Annotated in this window: 18 protein-coding genes and 2 pseudogenes; 16 read left to right on the forward strand and 4 right to left on the reverse strand. The window is 62.3% G+C overall.

Annotation, left to right across the window (positions count from 1 at the left end; all coding sequences use genetic code 11):
• The 3 genes and pseudogenes from AC4D1W_RS13030 to AC4D1W_RS13040 form a co-directional block, all read left to right on the forward strand.
• Positions 1-137 (forward strand): annotated as a pseudogene (locus AC4D1W_RS13030) (2-dehydro-3-deoxyglucarate aldolase); the annotation flags it as partial.
• A gap of 18 nt (positions 138-155) precedes the next feature.
• Positions 156-1,661: an NAD-dependent succinate-semialdehyde dehydrogenase gene (locus AC4D1W_RS13035; RefSeq protein WP_490899013.1), complete on the forward strand. Its 1,506-nt coding sequence runs from the start codon at positions 156-158 to the stop codon at positions 1,659-1,661.
• 231 nt (positions 1,662-1,892) lie between these two features.
• Positions 1,893-2,873 carry an NAD(P)H-quinone oxidoreductase gene (locus tag AC4D1W_RS13040; RefSeq protein ID WP_490899014.1) on the forward strand — a complete coding sequence of 327 codons (981 nt, stop codon included), beginning with the start codon at positions 1,893-1,895 and terminating at the stop codon, positions 2,871-2,873.
• 240 nt (positions 2,874-3,113) lie between these two features.
• Here the strand turns inward: AC4D1W_RS13040 and AC4D1W_RS13045 are convergent, their stop codons facing one another.
• Positions 3,114-4,517 carry a carboxylesterase family protein gene (locus tag AC4D1W_RS13045; protein ID WP_490899015.1) on the reverse strand — a complete coding sequence of 468 codons (1,404 nt, stop codon included), beginning with the start codon at positions 4,515-4,517 and terminating at the stop codon, positions 3,114-3,116.
• On the reverse strand, positions 4,514-6,496 hold the full coding sequence (locus AC4D1W_RS13050; protein ID WP_490899016.1) for a flavin-containing monooxygenase: 1,983 nt from the start codon (positions 6,494-6,496) through the stop codon (positions 4,514-4,516). Before AC4D1W_RS13050 ends, AC4D1W_RS13045 begins: the two co-directional genes overlap by 4 nt.
• A gap of 594 nt (positions 6,497-7,090) precedes the next feature.
• On the opposite strand from AC4D1W_RS13050, the gene AC4D1W_RS13055 reads away from it, so the two are divergent.
• The 9 genes from AC4D1W_RS13055 (at position 7,091) to AC4D1W_RS13095 (ending at position 17,947) form a co-directional block, all read left to right on the forward strand.
• A complete protein-coding gene (locus AC4D1W_RS13055) occupies positions 7,091-8,338 on the forward strand; it encodes a flavin reductase (RefSeq protein ID WP_490899017.1) in 1,248 nt (415 codons plus the stop codon).
• Between the two features lie 129 nt (positions 8,339-8,467).
• Positions 8,468-9,928 (forward strand): 4-hydroxyphenylacetate 3-hydroxylase N-terminal domain-containing protein, encoded by a 1,461-nt coding sequence (locus tag AC4D1W_RS13060; RefSeq protein ID WP_490899018.1) that lies wholly within the window; start codon positions 8,468-8,470, stop codon positions 9,926-9,928.
• Between the two features lie 9 nt (positions 9,929-9,937).
• Positions 9,938-11,332 carry an MmgE/PrpD family protein gene (locus tag AC4D1W_RS13065; protein WP_490899019.1) on the forward strand — a complete coding sequence of 465 codons (1,395 nt, stop codon included), beginning with the start codon at positions 9,938-9,940 and terminating at the stop codon, positions 11,330-11,332.
• Positions 11,333-11,501: 169 nt separating this feature from the next.
• A complete protein-coding gene (locus AC4D1W_RS13070) occupies positions 11,502-12,794 on the forward strand; it encodes an NtaA/DmoA family FMN-dependent monooxygenase (protein WP_490899020.1) in 1,293 nt (430 codons plus the stop codon).
• 861 nt (positions 12,795-13,655) lie between these two features.
• Positions 13,656-13,964, forward strand: coding sequence for a hypothetical protein (locus AC4D1W_RS13075; RefSeq protein WP_490899021.1), 309 nt, complete (start codon positions 13,656-13,658; stop codon positions 13,962-13,964).
• A gap of 470 nt (positions 13,965-14,434) precedes the next feature.
• Positions 14,435-15,430 carry an ABC transporter substrate-binding protein gene (locus tag AC4D1W_RS13080; protein ID WP_490899022.1) on the forward strand — a complete coding sequence of 332 codons (996 nt, stop codon included), beginning with the start codon at positions 14,435-14,437 and terminating at the stop codon, positions 15,428-15,430.
• Between the two features lie 15 nt (positions 15,431-15,445).
• Complete coding sequence (locus tag AC4D1W_RS13085) at positions 15,446-16,252, forward strand: ABC transporter permease (protein WP_490899023.1); 807 nt, start codon at positions 15,446-15,448, stop codon at positions 16,250-16,252.
• Between the two features lie 75 nt (positions 16,253-16,327).
• Positions 16,328-17,089 (forward strand): ABC transporter permease, encoded by a 762-nt coding sequence (locus AC4D1W_RS13090; protein WP_490899024.1) that lies wholly within the window; start codon positions 16,328-16,330, stop codon positions 17,087-17,089.
• A gap of 45 nt (positions 17,090-17,134) precedes the next feature.
• Complete coding sequence (locus AC4D1W_RS13095) at positions 17,135-17,947, forward strand: ABC transporter ATP-binding protein (protein ID WP_490899025.1); 813 nt, start codon at positions 17,135-17,137, stop codon at positions 17,945-17,947.
• A gap of 835 nt (positions 17,948-18,782) precedes the next feature.
• Here AC4D1W_RS13095 and AC4D1W_RS13100 read toward each other — a convergent pair.
• Together AC4D1W_RS13100 and AC4D1W_RS13105 are read right to left on the reverse strand one after the other, a co-directional pair.
• Positions 18,783-19,559, reverse strand: a complete 777-nt coding sequence (locus AC4D1W_RS13100) for a GntR family transcriptional regulator (RefSeq protein ID WP_490899026.1) — start codon at positions 19,557-19,559, stop codon at positions 18,783-18,785.
• Positions 19,560-20,125: 566 nt separating this feature from the next.
• Entirely contained in the window at positions 20,126-21,667 is a 1,542-nt protein-coding gene (locus tag AC4D1W_RS13105; RefSeq protein ID WP_490899027.1) for an FAD-binding oxidoreductase, read from the reverse strand.
• 281 nt (positions 21,668-21,948) lie between these two features.
• Between AC4D1W_RS13105 and AC4D1W_RS13110 the strand changes: the two are divergent.
• The 4 genes and pseudogenes from AC4D1W_RS13110 to AC4D1W_RS13125 form a co-directional block, all read left to right on the forward strand.
• Positions 21,949-22,977: pseudogene (locus tag AC4D1W_RS13110) on the forward strand (FAD-dependent monooxygenase); the annotation flags it as partial.
• Positions 22,978-23,103: 126 nt separating this feature from the next.
• Positions 23,104-23,556: a hypothetical protein gene (locus AC4D1W_RS13115; RefSeq protein ID WP_490899145.1), complete on the forward strand. Its 453-nt coding sequence runs from the start codon at positions 23,104-23,106 to the stop codon at positions 23,554-23,556.
• A gap of 36 nt (positions 23,557-23,592) precedes the next feature.
• Positions 23,593-24,519, forward strand: coding sequence for a VOC family protein (locus tag AC4D1W_RS13120; RefSeq protein WP_490899028.1), 927 nt, complete (start codon positions 23,593-23,595; stop codon positions 24,517-24,519).
• Between the two features lie 28 nt (positions 24,520-24,547).
• Entirely contained in the window at positions 24,548-25,375 is an 828-nt protein-coding gene (locus tag AC4D1W_RS13125) for a fumarylacetoacetate hydrolase family protein (protein ID WP_490899029.1), read from the forward strand.
• Positions 25,376-25,478 lie beyond the last annotated feature (103 nt).

Here is a 25,478-nt window from a genome sequence, read left to right on the forward strand (position 1 = left end):
CCGCCCGCCACTACCTGGACGCCGGGGCCGGCTTCATCCTGGTCGGTGCCGACGTCGCACTCCTGGCTCGGGGCTCCGAAGCCCTCGCCGCCCAGTACATCCCGGCACCCGACGGCGATACCCCCACCAGCTACTGACCTTCCGAAGGGCAACCCATGACAGTTTCTCCAGCGCACTCCCCCGCCATCTCCCCTGAACGCGAAGCCCAGCTTCTCTCCACCGTGCCCACCGGCCTGCTGATCAATGGCCAGTGGCGGGACGCGTCCGACGCCGGCACCTTCGACGTGCATGACCCCGCCACCGGCGAGGTACTTGCGGCTCTCGCTTCGGCGACCAGCCAGGACGCCGTGGCCGCACTCGACGCCGCCGACGCAGTTCAGACGTCCTGGGCGCGGACCGCCCCACGCGAACGCGCCGAGATCCTGCGCCGCGCATTCGACCTGGTCACCGAGCGTGCCGAGGACTTCGCACTGCTGATGACACTGGAAATGGGCAAGCCGCTGGCCGAAGCACGCGGCGAAGTGACCTACGGCGCCGAATTCCTGCGCTGGTTCTCGGAGGAGGCCGTCCGCGACCATGGCCGCTACCTCACCACCCCCGAGGGCAAGAACAAAATCCTCGTCCAGCACAAACCAGTCGGCCCGTGCCTGCTCATCACACCGTGGAACTTCCCCCTGGCAATGGCCACCCGCAAAGTTGCACCCGCCGTCGCAGCCGGCTGCACCATGGTGCTCAAGCCCGCCAAGCTCACCCCGCTCACCGCCCAGTACTTCGCCCAAACCATGCTCGACGCCGGACTGCCCGCCGGAGTGCTCAACGTCGTCGCCTCCTCCAGCGCCTCCGGCATCTCCGGGCCGCTCCTGAAAGACTCCCGGCTGCGCAAGATCTCCTTCACCGGCTCAACACCAGTAGGCAAACGCCTCATCGCCGACGCCGCACAGAACGTACTGCGCACCTCCATGGAACTGGGCGGGAATGCGCCGTTCATCGTGTTCGACGACGCCGACCTCGACAAGGCCGTCGAAGGGGCCATCGCCGCGAAAATGCGGAACATGGGCGAAGCCTGCACCGCCGCGAACCGCTTCCTCGTCCACGAATCCATCGCCAAGGAATTCACCGCCCGGTTCGCCGCCGCCATGGAGACACTGACCACCGGGCGCGGCACCGAACCCGGAACCCAAGTCGGCCCCCTCATCGACGGGAACGCCCGAGACGACATACACGCCCTCGTCAGCGCCGCCGTCGACGCCGGAGCCACCGCCGTCACCGGCGGCTCACCCCTGGACAGGGCCGGCTACTTCTACCCACCAACAGTCCTGGACAACGTACCCAACAACGCCGACATCCTCCGTCAGGAAATCTTCGGACCCGTAGCCCCCGTCACCACCTTCACCACCGAAGAAGACGCCATCCGCCTCGCCAACGCCACCGAATACGGCCTGGCCTCCTACCTCTACAGCAAAGACTTCAACCGCCTCCTGCGCGTAGCCGAACAAATCGAATTCGGCATGATCGGATTCAACGCCGGCGTCATCTCCAACGCCGCCGCACCCTTCGGCGGCGTCAAACACTCCGGCCTCGGCCGCGAAGGCGGCACCGAAGGAATCACCGAATACACCACCACCCAATACATCGGACTCGCCGACCCCTACGCCAACTAACCGGACCTTCATGGATCCACCGCAACAGTAACTGGGAATGCTGGCGCGAAGCGGGGAACTGTTTGACCTCATGAAGGCAGTTCCAACTCATGTTCGAATAATCTGCTTCGTCGCAGCTGCCGCGGCCACCACTGAAGAAGGCGGCAGATGAATCAGGATGCGCCCACATCCACTTGTTTGGGCCCGTCTGTGATGACCACCCGAAGCTTCTAAACACCAGGAATACGAATCATGAAAGCTGTTCGATTTAGAACACCCGGCGGTCCAGAAACCCTCGTTGTGGAAGAACTCCCGGACCCGAGACCACAGACCGGAGAGGTTCTCATCCGCGTAGCAGGGGCGGGTCTGAACCGGGCCGACTCACTGCAACGGCTGGGACGACACAACCTTCCCCCAGGTGCCTCAGAAATCTTCGGAATGGAAATCTCTGGAACCATCGTAGAAGCGGGCCCAGCTATTGACGGCTTCATCCCCGGCGACCAAGTCATGGCACTTCTTGCTTCCGGTGGATACGCCGAATATGTCGCCGTCAACGCGGGCCATGTCCTCCCGATCCCGAAAGGAATTGGGTTGATCGAAGCCGCTGGGGTACCAGAGGTTGCAGCCACACTGGTTTCGAATATTTGCGACACAGGGCGTTTCACTCCCGGTGAGACCGTTCTGATCCACGGAGCCACGGGGGGTATCGGAGTCTTCGGCATCCAGTTCATCAAGGCCCTAGGAGGGCGGGTAGCAGTCACCGCATCCAGCGACGCGAAGCTCGAGGTGGCCCGTCGCCTTGGCGCGGACGTCTTGATTAACTACGAGGACGAGGACTTCGCAAAAAGGATGCTTGCTGAAGGCGGCGCAGACATCGTCCTCGATACTGTCGGAGGACAGTATCTGGTCAGAAATGTTGAGGCCCTGGCGCCATTCGGACGGATCGTGACCATCGGCATGCAAGGCGGGCCCGAAGGCACTTTGAACTTCGCGGCCCTGATGAGGAAAAAGGCATCCGTGTCAGGGACCCTGCTGCGAGACCGCTCCTCCGCACAGAAGACAGCCATCATGGCAGGCGTGAAACGACTTGTCCTCCCGTTCCTGACAGCCGGGGCCATCAGGCCGGTAACAGAAAGGGTTTACCCACTTTCTGAAGTAGCCACGGCGCACGCCCATTTTGAAACCAAGTCCCACATTGGCAAGATCCTGCTTGACTGCCGACAAACTGATTAGAGCAGTGGAGGGTGTCGCATGTATTCGGTATCCGAAGACGGCCCTTGCTTGTATTTGCCGCCGGCGCCTCGGACGCTTCATCTCGACGACCGACCCCAGATCCTTGCCCTACCCGACGCGGCATGGATCATCAACCCCATCCCCAACCCTATGCCTGTCGGCGGCGTAGAAGGTCACGTAGGGTAGTCCCGGGTCTTGCCGGCTTTCGGAACTCACGGACAGGGCGGCGGGGGCCCTCTTTCAGCGACGAGCCACCAACCCCAGTTCGGAGGGAACCTCGTAGTAGGGTTGGCCGCCGTCGAACTCCAGACGGCGGGGGTCGGAGGCGGTGAAAGGATTCCCATATCCATTGCCCACCCGGATGCGGCCGTCATGGACGAACCCGGCGAACCAGCCCCTCAAGGCCTCCGAGGTGGTGGCAAATGTCTCCGGCTCCAGCCCCTCCAGCATGGGTGCGTCGGTCCACTGCCGGAGACAATCGAACAGGAATGGCATTGGCATGCAGTGGGGACTGCCTGCGCCCGGCAGCGGGCTCTGCACTGAGAATCCAGCCAGGTGCACTGTGATGCCGGCAACTGCAGCGGCCTTGGCCAGCTCCAGGTGCGCTAGCCGAAACTGGTGTAGGGTCATCAGTTCCACCATCCGGGCCTTGCCCGACGCCCCCGGGACTTTGAGGTCGACCCAGGCTCGGACCGCCGCCGGGTCCTCGAACCGGATCTGGGCGAAGCCATCGGCGGCCTCATCCGAGAAGGCCGTCTCAGGGGCAGAGAGCAGGAAAGCTGCGGATTCCTCTGACGTCGAGAGCAGCGCCAAAGACTCCACGTGTAGCTTCGATGCAGTGGCGGCGTAATTGTGCAGGTCCTCATCCAGCTCGCCGCCGACCGCCGGCATTAATGGCATCCCCCGACCGGCGTAGGCTTGAGCGATGCCGGCTTGGGCACCAAGGACCGATTCCCACGAGGCCTCAGCGAGTCCGCCGCAGTCGGACAGCGAGGTGGTCGCCAGTGCCCACCTGTCCCGGTACTGTTCGGCTGTCAACGCTGGCTCCCATGGGAGACTGATCAGTGCCGCGCGACGGAACAAGCCCCGGGTCTCCTCAAGAGTGGATAGCGCATACGCATACCATGCGCCGGCCGAGTCGCCCGCGAGAGTGATCTTTTCTGGATCCCCGCCGCACAGGATGATGTTCTTCTTTACCCAGCGCAGAGCCACGGTCAGGTCGCGCAACGGCCGCTGGGAGTCCAGCGGGTTTCCATCGATTCCCAGATGTCCCAGGATGCCGATCCGGTAGTTGACGGTTACCAACACGCACCGGTCCTCGTGGACTAGCGAAGGGGCAGTGAACCAGCGGGCGTTGCCCGTCCCCGTGGTGAACCCGCCACCGGGAATAAACACCACCACAGGCAGCCCCTCCGCCATCTCCGGAGCCTGCACGCGCAGCTGGAAGGCATCGTGCGACTGTGCGGCCTCGCTGTTGGCTTCCCCCAGCAGGGCGTTCAATCCGCCTGACAGTTGCGGGAAGGCCAGAGGCTCAACGGGAGCCGGTAGACCTTCTGCCGTCGCCAGGACAGGCTCGGCTTCGGAGAACCTGTCATCCGGGTCGGACAGCCGGGCATACTGGAGTGTCACATCCAGAGCGGTCATTTCAGGAACTCGTAGTCATCACTGTTCACATTCTCCGTAATACGCCAGTACTCATTAGTCTGGAACGGCCACACTTGGGATACCCGATTGAACCTGTTTTTATACCATGTCTTAACGTACGGCTGACCCCAGGTCATCTTCTCGCTCTCCGCGTCGACCCAGGCCATGTGCTCGTCCAGGGCTTCCTGCTTCAGATCCACGGCACGCACGTCACGTTTCAGGATCTGATGGATGGCCTCGACGGCGTACTCCGCCGCACGTTCGATCATGAAATGCAGTCCACCGGCGACCACTCCGCCGGTGTTGGGACCGAGCAGCATGAACAGGTTCGGGAAGCCGGGAACGGTGATGCCGGCGAAGCCCTTGGCGTCTCCGCCCCAGTAGTCATGGATCTCCAGGCCGCCGCGGCCCACGATTTTGATGGGGTCCAAGTAATCGGACGGACGGAACCCGGTCGCGTAGATGACAACATCGACATCGAGCTCTCGTCCGTCGCCGGTGACCACGCCGGTCTCTGTGAAGGATGCCAAACCTTCTGTGATGACCTCCGTCTGCGGCTCGCGCAGGGCTGCGGCCCACACGCCGTTGTCGCGGAGCATGCGCTTGGCCGAGGGCGGGTAATTCGGGATGGCCTTCTCCAGCAGATCAGGGCGGCCTTCATACTGCTCGCGCATCCGTTCGATGATGGCCTGCCGGAACCGCTCGTTGGCCCTTGAAACGCTCAGTGGTGCACCGTCCCAGCCCTCCTCAGCCGTTGCGATGTGGATGCGCCCTTCAATACCGCCGGCTGTGACGAAGAGACGGAACAGCTGTCCGTAGGCCGGGACCTTCTCGTGCAGCCACTGGGCAGCGTCGGACATCCGCTCGTGGTAAGTCGGTGCCGGCAACATCCAGGGAGCACTGCGTTGGAACAAGTACATCTTGTCCACATCCCCGATGACGGCCGGGACGATCTGGTAGGCGGAGGCGCCTGTGCCGATCACGGCCACCTTCTTGCCCTTCAGGTCCACCGAGTGGTCCCACTCCTGGGAGTGCATCTGGACTCCACTGAAGTCAGCCTGTCCTGGCCATTCGGGAATGAAAGGATGGTCCAGCTGCCCCACACCAGTGATGATCGCGTTGTAGCTCTCGGTGGTCTCGTGGCCGGCCTTGGTGCGCGTGGTGGCCTTCCAAGTGGCCGATTCCTCAACCCACACGGCGCGCATCAGCGACGTGTTCAGCTCGATGGACTCTGTGAAGTCGGCCTTCTCCGCCAGTGACTCCAAGTAATCCAGAACCTCCGCGCCGGTGGCGAACTGGTTTGGCCAGTCGACCCGCTGTGCGAAGGAGAAGCTGTAGCCGTAGGTGGGGGTGTCCAAACGCACGCCCGGGTAGTGGTTCTTCCACCAGGTGCCGCCTATCCGGTGGGAAGCCTCGATCCAGCGGTACGGCAGCCCGGCCTCCTGCAGGCGATAGGCGGCGGCGATGCCGGAGATGCCTGCCCCAACGATCAGGGTCGTGAATGGCGCCTCGGCCCGGTGGTCGGGGTAGTCAGCATAGTTCCACTCTGCCGAGCCGTTGCGATCAGCAGCAGGGGCGAATTCATGCTTCATTTGTCCCATCCACGACCGGTCCCGGGCGGCGCGTCCGCCGGTGAACCAGTCCAGGATCGCGGACGCGTCTTCGGCGCTCAACTGCTGCACGCTGCGGATTCCCTCATCTCTAAGCCGCTTTAGTCCGGTCAGCGCCAGATCCCGCGCACGTTGGACCTGTTCGGGGGACATCCCTCCATGGGGCAGCAGCGCCGTGCCCAGCGGGGGAAGCGGCGGGGATAGTTCGGCCGGCACATAGGACAGATCCTGCAGGGTGGTGGCCAACGCGGCCAGCAGCACGGGAGCTTCAGCCCCTGCGACGTACTCCTGCAGAAATTGATCCGACTCGGTGATTGTCGGGTACTCCTCGGTCCAGTACAGGTCACCGTTGGTGGGCTTGCTTACCATAAGATCTCCTCGAAATGAAACATGATTAGGGTCATAAAGCGCGGTCGGACGGCGCGAAGCCGTCGATTTGGGAGCCGCTCGTCGAGGAAAGTGCGTCGTCCCCGGGCAGTCTGCTCTTACTTCTCAGAACGCGGCAGGGACATAGGGATCCGGTTAAAGACTCCCGGGCCGGTGGCTTTGATCGCTGTGGTCCGGATGCCGGCATAGGCTGACCGCAGGGCTCCGTGATGGCGATCAGTGGGGTCCCGATCGCCCTCACGGAGCCCAGTTGGGATGCTGTTCACTGTGTCTCCTTGTGTCGAAAAATCCCGAGGCGCGACGTGGTGAGGAACACCGGCGCGGTAAGGCTTAGTCCTCCGCACCACATGCACGTGAACAGTATGCCATCAAGGATACATACTGTAAATGATAATGCATTATCTGGCCCCACACCGAGCGTTGATCTCCCACGAAAAAATTGGTGGTGGACTCCCCCGGGGTGGACAGTCTATTGTCATAAGGGTCAGAAATATATTCTCGGCTACGTATTGCAAACATCTTCGTCAGACCAACGGGCGAAGCCGAGAGAACCGAGCACTCTCCCAGGAGGACGCCATGAGCAATGCAACGGTGGACCAGAAACCACAATTCGACCCCCGCGCATTCCGCGAGGTTATGGGGCATTACCCGACCGGCGTCGTCGTGGTCTCCGCCATGGTCAACGACGCCCCCGTGGGTATGGTCGTGGGCACCTTCAGCTCAGTCTCACTGGAGCCGCCGCTGGTCTCGTTCATGCCCATGACCACGTCATCGACCTACCCGAAGCTGCGTGGAGCAGACCATGTCTGCATTTCCGTGTTCGCCCACGACCAGATGCAGGCCTGCCGCACTCTGGCTTCGAAGGATCCGGAGAAATTCGACAAGGTCGGATGGACTCTCTCGCCCTCTGGCGCCCCCATGATCGACGACGCCGTCGCGCACATCCATGGGCGCATCACCGAGGAAATGGAGGCCGGTGACCACTTCGTCACCCTGGTCTCGGTCGACGACTTGGCCATCGACCGAGGTGTGACGCCGCTGCTGTTCTTCCAAGGCGGCTACGGCGGCTTCTCGACCACCGGCCTGTCCGCTCACGTGGACGAGTCGTTGATTTCGGCGGTCCGGCTGGCTGAGGCCACTCGCCCGCAGCTCGATGCACTTGCCCAGAGGTTCGGCTGCTCTGCCGCAGCCCTGGTCCAGATCAGTTCCCTGGACCAGACGATCGGTGCCACATCGTACGGCGGCAACACCGACGCTGACGAGCGCATCGGCGTCCGGATCCCTTTGATCCCGCCGTTGGGCGAGGCGGCGGTGGCATGGAGCCCAGACCAGGTCGATGCCTGGCTGGGCCGGATCTTCCCACGGGACGAGGACGTCGTAACCTTTTATCGCGAGGCTCTCGCCCGCGTGCGCGAGCAGGGATACGCCATCTCCCGCATCGACCAGGATCCGGCCGGCTATGACGAACTCAGTGAGGCCTTGGCCGAGTGGGCCGACGCTGAGCTGACGCCCGCCCGTGATCGCGCGGTGCGCACCACCATCGCACAGAGCCGCCAGTACTTCGGATGCTCGGTGGACGAGGGAGACACCGATATCGACCTTGCATCTGTGGTCGTACCGGTCTTAGCCCCGGAGGCTGACGAGCCTACCAACTCCGGACTTGTTATTAGGCTCGGCAACCTGCCATCGGGTGTCGATGCGGCCACGGTCCGGGAATGGGCCTCGGCCCTTCAGGAGGCAGCGGCAGAAGTCAGTCGCACCCTGGCGGGTCCGGCTGCCAAAGACTATCGCCGGTACGCCGCAGCCGGCCTGCGCTCGGCCTGAGTCATCGCAAGGCCGGCGAGGACAGCCGGCCAGATGCCCCCAGCATCAGAACAACCACACATGAGAACGATCGGGGTGCTCGCTATGCGCTCTGTGTCTCAGTCAACGTCAGAGATGAAGGAGAGCTCAGTGGGAGCACGACGTGGATATGAATACGTAAAGGGACTGAAGGACGGACGCAAGGTCTGGTACGGAAGCGAGCAGATCGATGTCACTGAACATCCGGATTTCGCTGGGTCCCTTGCCGGAATGGCTGAGTACTTCGACTACCAGTGGGAGCATTGGGGCGACTGCCTGTTCGAGAGTCCCGACAGCGGCGACCTGATCTCGGTATCTCACCTGCGTCCCGTCAACCAAGAGGACATCGAGCGGCGGCACCGTGCCTTCGACCGGTTCGCCCGCTATTCCATGGGCATGCTGGGCCGCACTCCCGACTACGTGAACGTGGTGTTGGCTGGTCACGTCTCGCGCACAGATTTATGGGAGAAGACCGCCTCCGCCCCGGTCTACTTCGAGCGTATCAAGGCGTACCAGAAGTACGTGGCCGAGAACGATCTAGCCCTGACGCACACCATCGTCCACGCCAACATCGACAAATCGATCGGTGAGCTGGACGGGGCCAACGCCGACCTCACCCTTCAGGTAGTGGATCGCACCGATGAGGGTGTGATCGTACGCGGCGCGAAGGTCCTGGCGACCCTTGGCCCGATCGCCGATGAGATCTATGTTTACCCGGCAACTCCCATCAAGCCCGGCTACGAGAAGTACGCCTTGTCCTTCGCCATCCCCGTGGAGGCCGAGGGCATTGCAATTATCTGCCGTGATCACTACGGTGTGGATGCCTCCCGCGAGGACCGGCCGTTCTCGTCCCGGTTTGACGAGCAGGACGGAGTGGTCATATTCAACGACGTGCTGATCCCGCATGACCGCATCTTCATCGATGGCGAGCTGGATCTCTACAACTCGGTAAATCAAGGAACCGCTACCGGATGTACACAGCAGCAGACGGCGATCCGTGCCGCGGTGAAGCTGGAGTTTGCCTATGATCTGCTCGCCGAGATGGTCCGGGTCACCGGGTCGAATGCGCGTCAGGACGTGATCACCATGCTCGGTGAGGTCCACAGCTTCCTGGTGATGACCCGGGCGATCATCGACTCCGCTGAGCGTCGAGCCCATGACTGGGGCGGTGGTGCCTACTTCGTGCACGATGACATCGGTGTAGTGCGCACGATCATGCCGGAGTGGATGATCCGGGTGAACGACATCATCAAAACCATCGGTTCGCACAATCTGCTGGCCACCCCCTCCCTAGCGGCGTTCGACAATCCGGAGCTCGCTCCGATGCTTGAGAAGTACCTTCCGGGAGCGGGCGACATCAGCGCCCAGGAGCGTTCTCGGATCTTCCGAACCGCCTGGGATTTCGCCGGTTCGGCCCTGGGCTCGCGCATCGAGCTGTATGAGCGGTTCTACCTCGGTTCGGTCGGGCGTGCGCGCATGCTCGAGCACATCAAGGGACAACGCAATGGAGATAAGGGAACCGTGTGGGAGTTCCTCGATCGCCAGAAGATTCCCACCGCAGGCCAGGCGTGATCCAAGGCCATGGACAAGACACTTACGGCAGTCCTGACCGACCATCTGGCGGCAGCGGACTTCAAATCGCTGCCCTCGGAAGCGGTTGACCGGGCCAAGACACGCGTTCTGGATGCTCTGGGGCTGATCGCCGCCGGGGCGCAGGCTGAGGGCAGCTCCTCATTGATCGACCTGGTCACCGGCTGGGGTGGGCGCCCAGAGGCGACCGTGCTGACCACGGGCGCCAAGGTGCCCGCGATGCATGCCGCGCTGTCCAACGCTGCGCTGATGAGGTCATACGACTTCGAACCGGTCGGGGCCGACCACGCCGGGGGAGTGCAGATCCCCTCGCACATCACCGGCACTACCGTCTCGGTGGCGCTCGCCGTGGCGGAGGCCCGCCGACGCGGCGGCCGGGACCTGCTCGCGGCGCTGATCTATGGTGACGATCTGGCCGCCAGGCTCGGTCATGCCACCGGCTTCGACGTCTACGGCGGCGGAGACAACACCGGGACGATCAATGCTCTGGGCGGCGTGGCCACGGCCGGTCTGCTGATGAAGCAGGACGCTGCCACCTTGCACCACGGACTCGGTCTGGCCATCAACCAAGTCTCCGGGACCATCGACAACATCAGCGACAAGACCCTGGCGTTCAAGCTGCCGATCTCCCTGTCCGCTCGCAACGCCGTCTTCTCCGCTGAGCTGGCCGGAACGGGTTTCGGGGGACCAGACGACCCAATCGGGGGACGTTTCGGCTTCCTGGCCCAGTGGAGCGCCGCGCCGCAACCGGAGAAGATCACCGATGGTCTAGGTCACGAGTTCTACGCCGATGCCGTCATCAAGCCGTGGCCGACGTGCCGGGCGAGCCAGGCATCGCTGGATGCCACGGTGCAACTGGTGGAGGCCTATGGACTCACTCCCGACGACGTGGAGAGAATCGAGATCCTTGTGAATCCGCGGACCAAGGCCGGGTTCGTCGGGCAGGAGTTTACCGTTGGAAGCTGTCCGGAGGTCTCCGGCGCCTTCAGCATCAGGTTCGCTGTCGCCACGGCGCTGATGTACGGAACCGTTGGGCTGGAGCACATGAACGAGGCGCACATGCGCGATCCAGCGCTGCAGAGGATGCTGGACAAGATCGAGATCATCGACTCCCTGCCCCGGGAACAGGCTCGGACGGCTGAAGTAGAGGCGCGGCTCGTCTCAGGTGATCGCCACCGGATTCGTGTGGACCAGGTCCTTGGGGACATCCACTTCGCCCCGTTGTCCCGTGAGCGCATCGAGGCGAAGTTCCGTAGCAACATCGCGTGGAACGGAACTCTGGAGGACTCCGTTGCCGACCGCGTGCTGGAGTTGGTCCACCATTTGGAACAGCTGGAGGACATGTCCGAGTTAGTCGCGCAGCTGAAGCCGACCGGGCACCGCTGACCACGAACGAACCATGGTCAGCGAATGGTGTCCACTGATCTGAGGGTCTGCAGGACCGTTGGCGGCCCACTCCATACTGAGTACTTATCCAGGTGTTCGCCTCCTGGCAGACACCACCGACGTCAAGAGAAAGGCCTACCGCACAATGACTGCGAAGCCCACTCGCCGCATGGCGCTGACAACATTCCTCATCCCGGCAGGCCACCACAAAGACTCGTGGCGTAGGGAAGGGAGCCGAATCGAGGAGGTCCCCAATCTGGACTTCATCGTCGAGCTTGCACAGATGGCCGAGAAGGCCAAGATCGATGCCGTCTTCTTGGGTGACATCGCCAATGCCAACCCGACACTGCGCGGAGACATCAAGACCAACGGTTACTTCGAACCGATCTCCACGTTGTCCGCCATCGCCGCCCGGACCACCGACATCGGCCTGATTGGCACCATGTCGACTTCCTTCGAAAGCCCGTACACGGTGGCCCGCCAGATCGCAGGCGTTGACCACATGTCCGGGGGACGTGCCGGGTGGAACCTGGTCACCTCCTTCGACGGATTCCAGAACTATGGATTCGACGCGATCCCCGAACCGGCCGAACGCTACCGTCGAGCCCGAGAGTTTGCGGATGTTGTGAAAGCCCTATGGGACTCCTGGGGCGATTATGCCGTCATCGCGGACCGGGCCTCTGGCAACTTCATCGATCCCACCAACGTCCGTCGAATCAATCACAAGGGCGAGTACTTCCAGGTGGAGGGTCCGGCCCCCGGACCACGGTCTCCCCAAGGCCACCCGGTGATCGTCCAGGCAGGATCCTCTGGCCCTGGGTTGGAGCTGGGAAGCTCGGTTGCCGATGCGATCTACACCGCCCAGCCAGTGAAGGAACGCTCGGTCGAGTTCTACGCCCAGGTAAAGAAGATGCTGGTGGACAAGGGACGGAATCCTGACCACACCAAGATACTGCCCGGCATCCTTCCGATCATCGGAAAGACGACGAAGGAGGCAGAGGAGCTGGCCGAAGAGCTGGGCAGCTATGTCAATCTGGAGTACGGGCGACAGCAGGTCTCCTCCGGTCTCGCCGGACTGGACCTGTCCTCGTTGGACTATGACGACACGATCCCTTCCGAATGGTTGAGAGATGAGCCGGAACTGGGAAGCCGTTACCACGTGTACCGGCGCAAGGTCGTCGACCAGAATATGACCCTGCGCGAACTGATCATCGACATGGCACGTTCTGCCGGTCACCAGTGGATCATCGGCACACCCCAGACGATCGCGGACAACATGGTGGACTGGTTCGAGTCCGGAGCCTGTGACGGTTTCAATCTAAACTCGCCATACAATCCGGGAGGTATGCGTCAGATGTGCGACCTGCTGATTCCGGAGCTGCAGGACCGCGGCTACGTCCGGACTGAGTACGAGGGAACTACCTTGCGCGAGCACTTTGGCCTACCTCATCCTGCTGCCTGATTTGCTCTGATGGAAACTACCGCCCTCCAGCCACCTGGTGTCGTACTCTGTCTGTGGCCCGGGCGGGCTTATTGGTAAATGAGCAGCCTCTCCAGCAGCAGATAAGCGCTGCAGCCGTTTGTGCGTGTACCACCAGGGTTGGCCGGGCTTGAGCCACGCCGGTGTCGAGGCCTTCGACCTTCGTTTTCCTCCCAGCATCCACGTTACTAATGGTCCCGCAAGCCGTGCCTCTATCAGCGATCAACCCCCGCCGGGCCGGGCCCGGCGGCAACGCCCCAACGCCCCGTGTGAGTCTTGATATGGCTCCGGAACCCGCTGGCAGAGTAGGTACTGGCCGCCTCTTCTTGACTCTGGCTCAACACCCCTGCCCGTTGGCGGGCCTTGGATCCGAATTGCCCTTTTTGGGGATGGCCGCCGGCGCCTGCTCGGCCCACACCGACAGCTTGATCAGAAGGCTGCCCAGACCTGATTCGGGACTGTGACCCATCACAAGAGTGCCTCGGACTGACCTTCGCCCGGGAGACACCGACCGTACCGCGGCCAGAAGGATCTACCCGTTCGCGCGGAAGGAACCTTTTATCACGATGACCACTATTGCCCACAACTAGCCCACTCGTCATCGGCCTGCAGTTACGGCGCGCTGCTCGCCGGCACCGCCATACGATCCGACTACCCGGTTGTGGAGGCTCCCAGGGTCAGGGTGTACGCCAGGGCCCGGCGCGATGCCGGGAAATCTGATCCGCTGGACGTGGCTGCAATCGCTGTCGCTACCCTGCCGCTTGAGGATTCCCAGCTGCGCATCCCGCGCCAGGACGAAGGAGTTCGAGCCTCATCAGCGTTTTCGTGGCCTCCAAGGAATAGATGAAGGTGGAGCACACAGCGAAGGCCAACGCCCTCATCACCCTCCTGCGCAGTGTCGACACCCGCATGCCCTTGGCAGAAAGCCAGTTCGTGGAGAGCTCGCACTGGCGCAGACGTGAAAAGGACCCGGCTAAAGCGACCGCCCCTTCGGAGTCGGTCCGTCTCGTCAAGCACATCGTTGCCCTTGACACAGAACTCAAGGACAACGAGACACGTACCATCAAGCTCCTGGGCGCCAGTCCCGCTGCAGCCCTGCCGGAGGAAACCGGCCTCCGCCCGATCACCGGCGCAGTGGTCTGCACCACATGATCCCATCTACTAGGTCAGTTCCCAGGCCGCATTCGCCACCCTCGTCAGTCGGTGCAAATCCCATCCCCGCCTCGTCCGGGAACACGGTCCGGCACGGGCTGGATTGGGGGAGCGTCAGGCACCTCAACAGCGCTCCGCACATGGCCACCGTCGCCAGAATGGTCTACGATCCAGCAACCCGAGCCTATGCCGAGCGCCGGAAGGCCGAAGGCAAGATCTAGTGTGAGACCCGCTGCCTCAAGCGCTACCCCACCCGGCGTCTTTACCGCACGCCAAACCTCGCTCTGTCCACCGTCACGCGAAGCAGGCCGCTTCGATTACCCACTTTTTGCTATCGCCCACAGCACGCACTATGACGTGCCTCACGAAAAGTGCTGTGCAATAGGTCTCATTTACGTTATGGTGTGGTTTATGCATTCTTCCCCTTAGAGTGTCATATCGAGCCAGATTCGAATGAGGAGTAAAGGCGCATGAAGAAGATGACCCGTATGCTGCCCCGTTGGGCCGCTCTTGCCATGGCGTGCACAAGTGTCATGGCGGTCACAGCCTGCGGCGGCGGCGACGCCGCTGAGTCCGCTGAGTCCGCCGAGGCGGAGACGATCACCGTGCTGCATGCACCCATCAACTACGAGCCGCTGTACATCGCCGAACAGGAGGGCTACTTCGATGAGGTCGGCCTGGACGTGGATATCCGCCCCGGTGGCACGGCCCAGGACAACCTGAGCCAGCTCGTAGGAGGATCGGCTGACGTCAGCACGGTCTCTTGGGACGCGGCCGTGACCGCTACCGCTGAGGACCTGCCTGTCAAGCTGATCTCCGGTGCGGGTCTCATCTCGGATGCGGTCGACACCTCCGGAGTCGTTGTGCGCAAGGACAGCGGCATCACCGACCTGTCCGACTTGGAAGGCAAGACGATCGCCTTCAACTCTCTCGGTTCCGGAGGCAACGTCCCGGTACTGCAGGCTCTCACTGACGCTGGCGTGAACCTGGACAGCGTCGAGCAGGTCGCACTGCCCTATGCCTCGATGCGTACCTCGCTGTCGAGTTCCCAGGTGGATGCCATCTTCCCGTCGGACAGCTTCTACAACCAGGTCATCTCTGATGACTCGTTTCAGGTGATCGCCAATCCCTCCCGCGAGTATCGCGCCGGGCTCGGCATCACGCTGTGGGCAGTCACAGACGCATGGCTACAGGAGAATGGGGAGACCGCCGAGAAGTTCAATGAAGCCATGGCCAAGGCTGTGGAATTTTACAACGACGATGCGAACGTGGACGCCGTCTACGAGGTGCGCAGCGAGGTGACCGGAAACTCCATTGAAGATGTCAAGAGCCCGCTGGTCGAACAGCGGTCAGCGATCGACCCAGAGGTGTCACAGAACACAACTGACGCTTTGGAGGAGTTCGGCATGGTCTCCAACCCCAAGAGCGTGGACGAGATCTTGTGGGAAGGAGCTCCGCGCACCTAAGCGGAGATGTGACATATGGCTACAACGACAACCACTCCGCTGGCGCTCAGCCGCCAACCCAGGATCGACTGGACGCTGACCCTCCAGCGGGTGATCGCCCTGGCAGTGATCCTGCTCATCTGGCAGTTCGCCGTGATGAGCGGGATCCTGCCCAAGATCACCCCCGGCATCCCCGAGATCCTGACCTCCATCTTCACCGTGGTCACTACGTCGAACTTCTGGAGCGGCTTCGGCCACACGCTCTTCGCCGCGTCGGCGGGCTGGCTAATCTCCTGTGCGATCGGCATCGTCTTGGGACTGCTGATCGGCACGATCCGTCCGTTAGACCGCTCAACCTCGATGATCGTTGAGTTCGGCCGCGCCTTCCCGACCATCGCGCTTATGCCGGTGATGATGCTGTTGCTGGGTGCCACGACGAACATGGAGATCACCATGGTGGTGCTGGCCGCGGTCTGGCCCGTGTTGGTGCAGTCGATCCTCGGATCACGACGACTGGATCCTGGCATCGTTTCCACCGCGAAGATCTTCCAGATTCCGAGGGGTTTGTGGTTCCGCAGAGTGTTGCTGCCGGCAGCCATGCCGTTCATCGCCACCGGCGTGCGCATCTCAGCATCCATCGCGATCCTGGCCGCGGTCGGTGTCGAGGTCCTGACCCAGGTGCCAGGGTTGGGACGACTAATCACCCTGGCCCAAGAGGCAGAGCGCTGGGATAACGCGTTCGCCTACTTGTTCTTCGCGGGCATCTTCGGCTGGCTCGTGGCCTCTTTGCTCGGCCGGGCGGAAGATCGCCTGCTCCGATGGAACAGGCAGAGTGATGACTGATCCCTCTGCGACCTGCACATCCGTCCCCTTCGATAATCTCCGATGCATTGAGCTCGAACCGTCCGGGAGCGTCACATGAGAACTCTGACAAACACGTTGTGGTGGCTCTGGCTGCCCGTCCTACTGATCGTCCTCTGGTGGTTCGGCTCGGCGAACAGCACCAACCTCTTCATTCCCCCGCTCTCGCGGATCCTCGACGTGATGGTCCGGGATCTTACCAACGGTGTACTGCTGCAGGCCATGAGCGTGAGTCTCTCCAACCTGGCGATCGGCCTGTTCATCGCGGTGGTGGCGGGCGTGCCGCTAGGGCTCATCCTGGGCGAGACAAAACGACTACGGCTGATCCTCGACCCCTACATCCACTTCGTGCGCTCCGTGCCACAGTCAGCCTTGGTTCCGCTGATCATCGGCATCTTCGGGTTGGGCTCTACCTCAAAGATCTACGCCGTGGCCTTCGCCTGCGTCTGGCCGATCCTGCTGAACGCGATCGATGGAAGTTTGGGCGTGGAGGTCGGGGCGCGACGGGTGTCCCGCGTCTTCGGTATCCCGCGGATGCTCTACTACCGTCGCGTGGTGCTGCCCGGTGCCATGCCACAAATCATCGCCGGCATCCGCGTCGCCCTGCCAATCGGCATTGTCGTCATGGTAGTGAGCGAGCTCTTTGCCTCAAACGTCGGGCTGGGCTTCTACATCCTGAACGCCTCCAGCACTTTCCAGATCCCGGAGACTTGGAGTGGGGCACTGCTGGTGGGTGTCATCGGCTACATCCTCGTGATCGGCTTCAGCCTGATCGATAAGCAGATACTGGCCTGGTATTACAAATCCGGCGCCCACTGATGCGCCCCACGTCTTTTACGACGTCTTTTACAAGGAGTCTGAATCATGTCTAACACCGAAAGCGTCCAAACCGGTACGCTGACAAGCATCAACGGAGATGTCCTGCTGCGCGTCACAGATCTCTCATTGGGCTACGGGGAGGGTGCTGACGAGAAGCGCATTATCGATGACCTGAGCCTCACTGTCGGCAACGGGGAGTTCGTCTCGATCGTCGGCCCGTCCGGCGTCGGCAAAACCACTCTGCTCAAAGGCCTGTCTGGGCTGCTTAAGCCCAAGGCCGGTCAAGTTCTGGTGAGCGGGGGTCCCCTCGAGGGACCGCACCGTGATGTGGCAGTGGTCTTCCAAGACTACTCTCGATCCCTGATGCCCTGGATGACCACCCGCGACAACATCGCCTTCCCGCTGCAGGGGCGTGGCCAGAAGAAGCCCTCGCGCAACAAGGCTGCAGACGAGGCCCTGAATGCCGTGGGGCTGGGAGGCCAGGGGGACAAGTACCCGTGGGAGATGTCCGGTGGTATGCAGCAGCGTGTGGCCATCGCCCGGGCACTGGCGTACAACGCCAAGGTGTTGCTGATGGATGAGCCGTTCGCCTCCGTCGATGCGCAGACACGCTTCGACCTCGAAGATCTGGTGATCGACCTCCGGGAGAAGCTCGGGGTGACGATTATGCTCGTCACTCACGACGTGGACGAGGCCATCTATCTGGCTGACAGGGTGATCGTCATCGCCGAGAATCCGGCGACCATCGTGGATGTGATCGAGACCGGATTCGGCACGCACCGCGATCAAGTCGCCACCAAGGCGGACCCGCGGTTCCATGACGCCCGCGGGCGCATCCTGACCCGTCTCCGCAAGTAGCAACCTGGCTCCGGACGCTTCCGTCGGGGCGTGAGATCGGCCGTCAGAACAGGTGCGATGCGGGCAGGTGAGGAGGTTGTCTTCAGTGTGAGCAGCCATCTCACCTGACCGTGATGGCCTCGTTGACCGGACGATGCCATGCGAGCGAGACTCAGTGAGATCTAGATCGATCACTTCCTGGCCTAGGCCCGGTCGTCGGCCGGCCAGATAGATGGGCGGGGGCTCCTCGTCGTAGTCGTAGATGTGGTCCAAGTCCGTGTAGAGCTCCACGAAAGCGTCGGCGCGCTCGACTCACTGTGGGCCGATGTTGTGCATGGCACTGTGGGCATCGGACACGTCAGCAGGCAGGGTCTGTGCTTGTGCCGGCGATCACCCTAGGCGACCTAAGTCGGCAACCGACTGGACGTGACCTAATGTACATCCTGCCCTTGCCCTGATCGATTCGACCCCTTAATGCCTACGTGGCAGACAGGAAGAATGGAAGTCATCCCCGATTATGTGCCGATTCTGGGTTCAACGTATCCACGAAGGAGAGCATGGGTTGCAGGCCCTTCGCATGCGGCTTGACGTGGCCGAAGGCCCGGCGCATGGCTGCTAGGAGGGACTTCGGTGCATGCCGGATCGATGTAGAGCTCAAAGATGAAGCCTCCGCCCCAGTGACGGCGAAGCCGTGCTAGACGCCAGCATCAGCGGTGTGTCGCTGATCAGCAGATATCCGGCATCGATGGCGTGCTGACGAGCGATATTCATGCCGCGTTTCCTTCCGCCGATCACGGGTTCAGGCACGGACGGTGTCTCTCTAGAGCATGATGATGAGGATGACAAGAATGCACCATCAAGCCGAGGCCTGCGTCACATCCAACAAACTGTCAGACTGGGGTATTCGCTGTGCCTCCGGAAGGAACCCCACCTCGAGGATGTTATTCATGGACTTCGTGTAGTGCTCTCGCAGTAGCCGTCCTGCTAACTGGGCGTCCCGATCCACCACGGCCTGCAGGATGTCTCGGTGCTCCTGGTCCATGTCGCGGCTCGCCGACTTTTGTGAAGGCGCCGACCAGCGTCGGTGCAGGGAGTTCTCATCGGCCAGCACGGAGGTCAGGTCGATCAGTACGGGCAGCCCACACGCCGAAAGCATCTTCTTGTGGAAGTTGTCATGGGCCTCGACCCACTCGGGGTTTAGCTCCAGGATCCCGTCCGAGAAGCGTGGAATGCGCTCCAGCATATGATGGGCGGCGAAGACTTCAGACTCCCAGTGCAGGTCGCCGCGTTCGATGGCGAGCTGGATGCCGAACTCCTCGGCGCGGCACCTCAGCTCGTTGAAGTCCCGCAGCTCATCGAGCGAGATCTGGGGAACGAAGAAGCCACGGTTCGGCTTGAGCTCCACCAGTCGGTCTCCAGAGAGTCGAGTTAGAGCTTCCCGCACGACGGTGCTGGAGGTCTCATAATGCTTAGATAGGGGCATCAGCTGCAGGTTCTGCCCCGGGAGCCAGCGCCCGGCCAGGATGTCTTTGCGTAGCCGGTCGCGTAAGCCGGTGCTTAGTGTTTCGGAATTGCCGCTTCGAGCCATGACTGCAATATACTTCAAATTACGCAAAAGGGTTACAACTGACACGTGTGTATATTATCGCCCGGCAGTGCGTTATACCCGTGGGTGTGGCTTGGCCAATTCGACAAAGAACCCCGCGTGCTCGTAGCCACCCCCGTTACGTTCTTGGTATGCCCTGAACAATCTTCGGCTGGTATTGTCCCTCGGGTCGAGGCAGCGTCCTCGACCGAGTTCAGGCCTTGGTGACCGGCCTCGCATGCGATTCGTCGTGGGACGCACCGGGGTGTGCTGGGGCAAGAGTATGTTGCCGTCTCGGCTGAACCGCCTGTCACGTTCCCTCACCGTCTGCGACGGGCCGAACGCAGGCCGTAGATCGGCCAGGCGATCCCGCACCGGTACCGGTAGATGATACCTCAAACGATCTAACGGTGATCCGGAAAGGCCTGCCCCGCTGCCCGTCCGAAGGCGGGGGTATCGGTTCGATACGGGTCCATTGCCCCTCAGTGAAAACCTCGAAAACGTGACACGCTTCCAAGCGTTCCAGCTAACTCATCACATTTAGGAGACACACCCTAAAGCCCGACATCGAGCCTGTGCGATCGTTCAGGGTGCTCTCCTCTCGTGTCGCCGACTCAGCGCTGCTCGCGCAGCCGAGCCGGCCAAACGCCCTGTTTGCCGGGATTTACGACTCCATTGGGATCCAAGGCATCCTTCAGGGTCTCCTGGAAGCGCAGGACCGCATGGTCATTGAAGGAGAACTCGGCGGCGATGTCGTCCATATTGTCGATGTGGCCCCGGTAGGGGGTGTAACCGCGGCGAGCCGCGGCCTGCCGGACCTCCTCGTACAGTGCGCGCGCCCGAGCCAGCTGCTCCTCGTTGCCATTCTCGAAGAAAATCATGGTGACATGTACTAGATGCCTGGCATAGATATGGTAGCCGATGTAGAGATCGAAGCCGTACTTAGTGTAAAGAGCCTTGACCACGTTGTAGAACTCCATTACCGCGTCGCCGCGAGCGGGCAGAAGGGGTGCGATGTCGATGTGGCCGCCGTCCTCGGCATACCAGCCGAGGGTGTCGTAGGCCTTCAGCGACGGGACTCCGGCCATCGTGGTCTGGTCCTTCGTGTCGATGTCGTCGTAGGTGACCGGCTGGCCGTCCTTGCCTTCATAGATACGTGCCTGCACATTGAATCCGGGACCGTCGAAGGCAGCCTCGATGATACGCAGCCGTTCGCGAACCATGCCCGGATCCCCGTAGAGGGCGAAACGGGCGTTCCAGTGGCCGATGCCCATCTTGTCGCGCATCTGTTCCACGACATCGTCCGGGATGGATCCTTTGCCCTCATACCAGGAGGACCGAGGGCCCTGCATAGTCCCGGCACGAACCACGTTGCCGACCAGGCAGTTGTTCTGGAAAACCTCGCGTCGGCGTAGATCAGCGATGGTGTCAATCAGCTGGGGAAGATCCTCCACCCGGTCTACGTTGATGTCACCGGATGCGAAAACCTCGGGCCAGGGCATGAGCCAGAGGCCTGCGCGCACGACGATCCCGAGGCCGGACTGGGTGAACAGCTGGTCGATGTTGGGTCCAAAACCGCCCTTGAAGACATTGGCCAACGGGCTATCCTCCAGTGCCCACATGCCGGTGCGGAGTAGAGACCCGTCCGGCAGGACGACCTCCAGCCCGCACAGCTGCTGGACGTGGTCTCCATACGGAGACATGCCGTAGCCGCGGTCCAACGCGTTGCCGAGAACGGACCCCCAACCCAGGGCTGGCACTGAGACGAACAGGGGAAGCTTGTTCTCCTGGATGTGATCGAAGAGGTTGAAGAATGTCACGCCGGGCTCGATGACCGCGTAGGCCAACTCCGGGTCTACCTGGTGGATGGCGTCCATCCTGCTCAGGTCCAGGACGACCTGATCCTGGGTGCGGGGTGCCGACCCCCCATAGCCCAGGTTCTTGCCTCGGGAAACCGTCCATAGCAAGGTACTCGTCTCGTTGGCAAGACGGACGACCTCTTGGACCTCTTCGACGCTTCCGGGGCGCACGCCAGGGACCGCATCGCGGCCGGAGTGCAGAGGGAATGGGTCAGCGTATGCCCTCTCGCCCCCCGGTCGGACTACATTCTCTTCTCCGACGATGGATGCGGCCCTGTCAAGGAAGATGGCGGTCATGGTGCTCCTGAGAGTCCGGTCCGGCAGGTCAGTTGGACGGTGCGGAAGGGTGTGTTGGCAGGCAAAGCTGCATGCCGATGCTACTCCACAATCATGGGCGGAATGCATTCTTAAGTAAAATGTCGATTCTCTCGAGAAGCTCCGGCAAGGTGATCAACTGCAGAAGTCCTTTGAAATTTACCGCAAAGACCCGCCCGTATCCTACTTGTCAGGGCATACGCCCTTGAGAATAGGACAAATGCCTCTTATGCTGTCCTTACAGGTCGAGAGAGGACATCCAGATGAACGAACGCCACGTGGCACGCTGCACGGATGCAGTGGTAGTTGGAGCGGGGCCGGTCGGGATGACGGCGGCTGCACTGCTGGCCGCACGCGGAATCGCCGTGATGGTCCTGGAAATGCGCTCCGGTACCAGCGAGGAGCCGAAGGCAATCAGCATCGATGACGAGGCCTTGCGCACCTACCAGCAGGCAGGCATCGACCACGAAATTTCCAGCATTATTGTGCCGGGAACCGGAACCCGTTATTACGACGCCGACAACCGTCCGATGTTCCAGGCCCGCAGCGCGATCCCCTACCGTTTGGGCCACCCCTTCAAGAACCCCTTTGCGCAGCCCGACCTTGAAAGGGTTCTAGCCAAGGGCCTGATCAACCACAATCTGGTCACGTTGCAGTACAACACCAAGGTCACGCACGTAGAGCAGGACGATGCCTTCGCCTATTTGACCGCCGCAGGCCCGGCCGGTACCGAGACCATCGCCGCCCGCTATGTCCTCGGCGCAGACGGGGGCCGATCGATCGTCCGAGAACTTGTGATGGACAACGCCATGTCCGGTCGTAGCTATTCGGACGTCTGGCTGGTGGCTGACACCCTCGAGGATCCGCACACCGAGCGCTACGGGATGCACCACGGCGACCCGAACCGCCCGCACGTGATCGTTCCAGGTTTGAACGGCCGCTGCCGCTACGAATTCCGCCTCTTCGACGGCGAAGGAGAACCGGGCCATGCCCCGGACTTCGAAATGATCAAGAAGCTGGTGGCCCCGTACCGCGACATCGAACCTCAGCAAGTCCAGCGCGCCATCAACTACCGTTTCAACGCTGTCAACGCTGACCGCTACCGCGCAGGCAGGTTCTTCGTGCTGGGCGACGCGGCCCACATGATGCCGCCGTTTGCCGGCCAAGGCCTGAACTCGGGAATCCGCGACGCCGCGAACCTGACGTGGAAGGTCGCTGAGGTCATCCAAGGCAAGGCGCCGGACAGCATTCTCGACAGCTATGAGCCTGAGCGCAAGCCCCACGCCGGGGCGATCATCGCGCAGTCCGTCCGCTTGGGCAGCGTCGTGATGAGCACATCCGAGCGGCTGGCACGCCACCGTGACAAGATCATCCGTAAGTCACTCGCTAGCAATGAAGGCCGGGCCTTCTTCGAGGAAATGCGCTACCGCCCCGTCGCTCAGTTCGACTCGGAGCTGACGGTCACGGAGAACGCCGGACGCGCCATCGGCCAGCCGCTGGTCTTCGACACCAGCTCGCGGACCACCGCGCGGATGGACCGCATCGTTGGCGACGGCTGGGTGCTGTTCGGCGTCGACGTGGTCCCCGGGGACTGGACGGATGCCAACCAACTGGCGCGGCGTTTCGGCGCTTCGCGCTGGTACATCCCATTCGACGACATCCAGCCGCGTGAGGCCGACGTCGACGGCCTGCTAATCGACTTGGATGGTTCGCTCTACCGCGAATTCGAAGACTACCGGGGGTACTTTGTACTCGTCCGCCCGGACCGCTTCACCTCCGCGGTGTTCGCCCCAGCCGAGCTGCCCGCCGTCCTGGACAAAACCGCCTCGCTGCAGCTGTCTGGCCCGCTACTTCCTACCGCTGCCCGCTAGAACCTACTGAACCCACCGATTGACGAAGGAAATACCATGGAACGTCCAGCACGAGTCATCCTCGAGGAAAAGGGCGCTGCCGGCGCCCTGGGTGAAACCGCGGTCTCCCACATCGGTTTCCGTGTCCCCGACGTCGAGGCGGCCGAAGCCTTCTACGGCCGGGTCCTCGGCCTGATCCGCCACGCGGAGCTGCCCGACGGCGTCCGGCTCGGCTGGGGCAGCGGCCACCACGTCCTCGACCTTGTCGAAGGCCCCAAGGGGCTGGCCTACTACGGCTTCGAGGTCCGCGATGCGGGCGGTCTGGCCGGCATCCGCGAACGCCTCGAGACCGCAGGCCACGATTTGCGCGAGCTCGACGCCTCCTACATAACCGCCCCACTGGGCAAGCCCGAAGGCATCGCCGTTACCGATCCGGACGGCACCGAGGTCCACTTCCACACCCAAGTCCAGCGCCAGGGAGAAAACACCGCCGACACCGGCCGCCGTCCGATCAAGTTCCAGCACACCACGCTGGGCACCGGCGACGTCGCCCGCTTGGTCTCCTTTTACACCGACGTGGTTGGTTTCCGCATCTCCGACCAGCTCCAGGACGGAAAGTTCTGCTGGCTGCGCTCGGACAAAGACCACCACACCCTCGCCGTCGTGTACGTCGGCGCGGGCGGGGACATCGACCACTACTCCTACGACCTTGCGGGGTGGCAGGACTTCAAGGCCTGGTGCGACCGCCTCACCGAACTGAACGTGGACGTGGCCTGGGGCCCGGGACGCCACGGTCCGGGCAACAACCTCTTCGTATTCTTCGACGACCCAGCCGGCAACCACATCGAGCTGTCCGCCGAGATGGAGAAGTTCTACGACGACCGCGTCACCTACGTGCCGCGTCGTTGGAAATCGATCCCCAACAGCGTAAACCTCTGGGGCGGCCAACTGCCGAACTGGCGCAAGGTCAGCCAGCCCAATTGATCATTCCCACGGAAAGCAAGGAACTCTCATGGCATACGCAAACTACGAACACGACGGCCGCCTGCGGGTCGGTGAGGTCCAGGGCAACTTCCTGGTTCCACTCGACGGCATCACGGAGATCGGCCCGAACACCCCCCTCGAGGCCCTGCGCGGGGCGGCGCGGCTGGACGGCGAGCAAGTTGCCGTCCACGCGGTGCGGTTGCGGCCAGCCTCCCCCGCGGCCGCACGGATCGTCTGCGTCGGGCTGAACTACAAGGCGCATATCGAGGAAACCAGGCGGGACCTGCCCACCTACCCCGTAATGTTTCCCAAATACGCCTCCAGCTTCATCGGCCCGACCGACGACATCGTGCTGCCTCCCGAGGCGGAGCAGGCCGACTACGAAGGCGAACTCGCCGTCGTCATCGGCAGGGCCGGCCGCCGCATCAGCGAAGAGGACGCGCTGGAACACGTGCTGGGCTATGCGGTCTGCAATGACGTGACCATGCGCGACTACCAGTACAAGACGCACCAGTGGATGCAGGGCAAGGCTTGGGACAACTCCACCCCGATCGGCCCTTACGTCGTGACGCCGGAGGAGGTCGACCTCACCTCCGCGAGCATCAGCACCACGCTCAATGGTCAGGTCGTACAGAAGTCCGACCTTTCGCACTTGATTTTCAGCATCCCACGGTTGATCGCGACCGTCTCGGAGTTCACCCGCCTCGAGCCCGGCGACGTGATCCTCACCGGCACCCCCTCCGGCGTCGGCTATCGCCGCGACCCGCAGATTTTCCTGCGCAACGGCGACACGGTCACCGTCGAGATCGAGGGCATCGGTCGGGTAACCAACAAGGTCGTCGCCGAAGCCCTATAGGGACGTCCCGCGGCCTGCTAGCTGATACGAACGGCACCAGGCCGCAGGGCCGTGCCCAGTGAAACCGGGCGACGTTCACGCTTCCGATCACGGATCGGCCTAT

It is taken from the genome of Arthrobacter sp. TJ-170 (assembly GCF_058269305.1).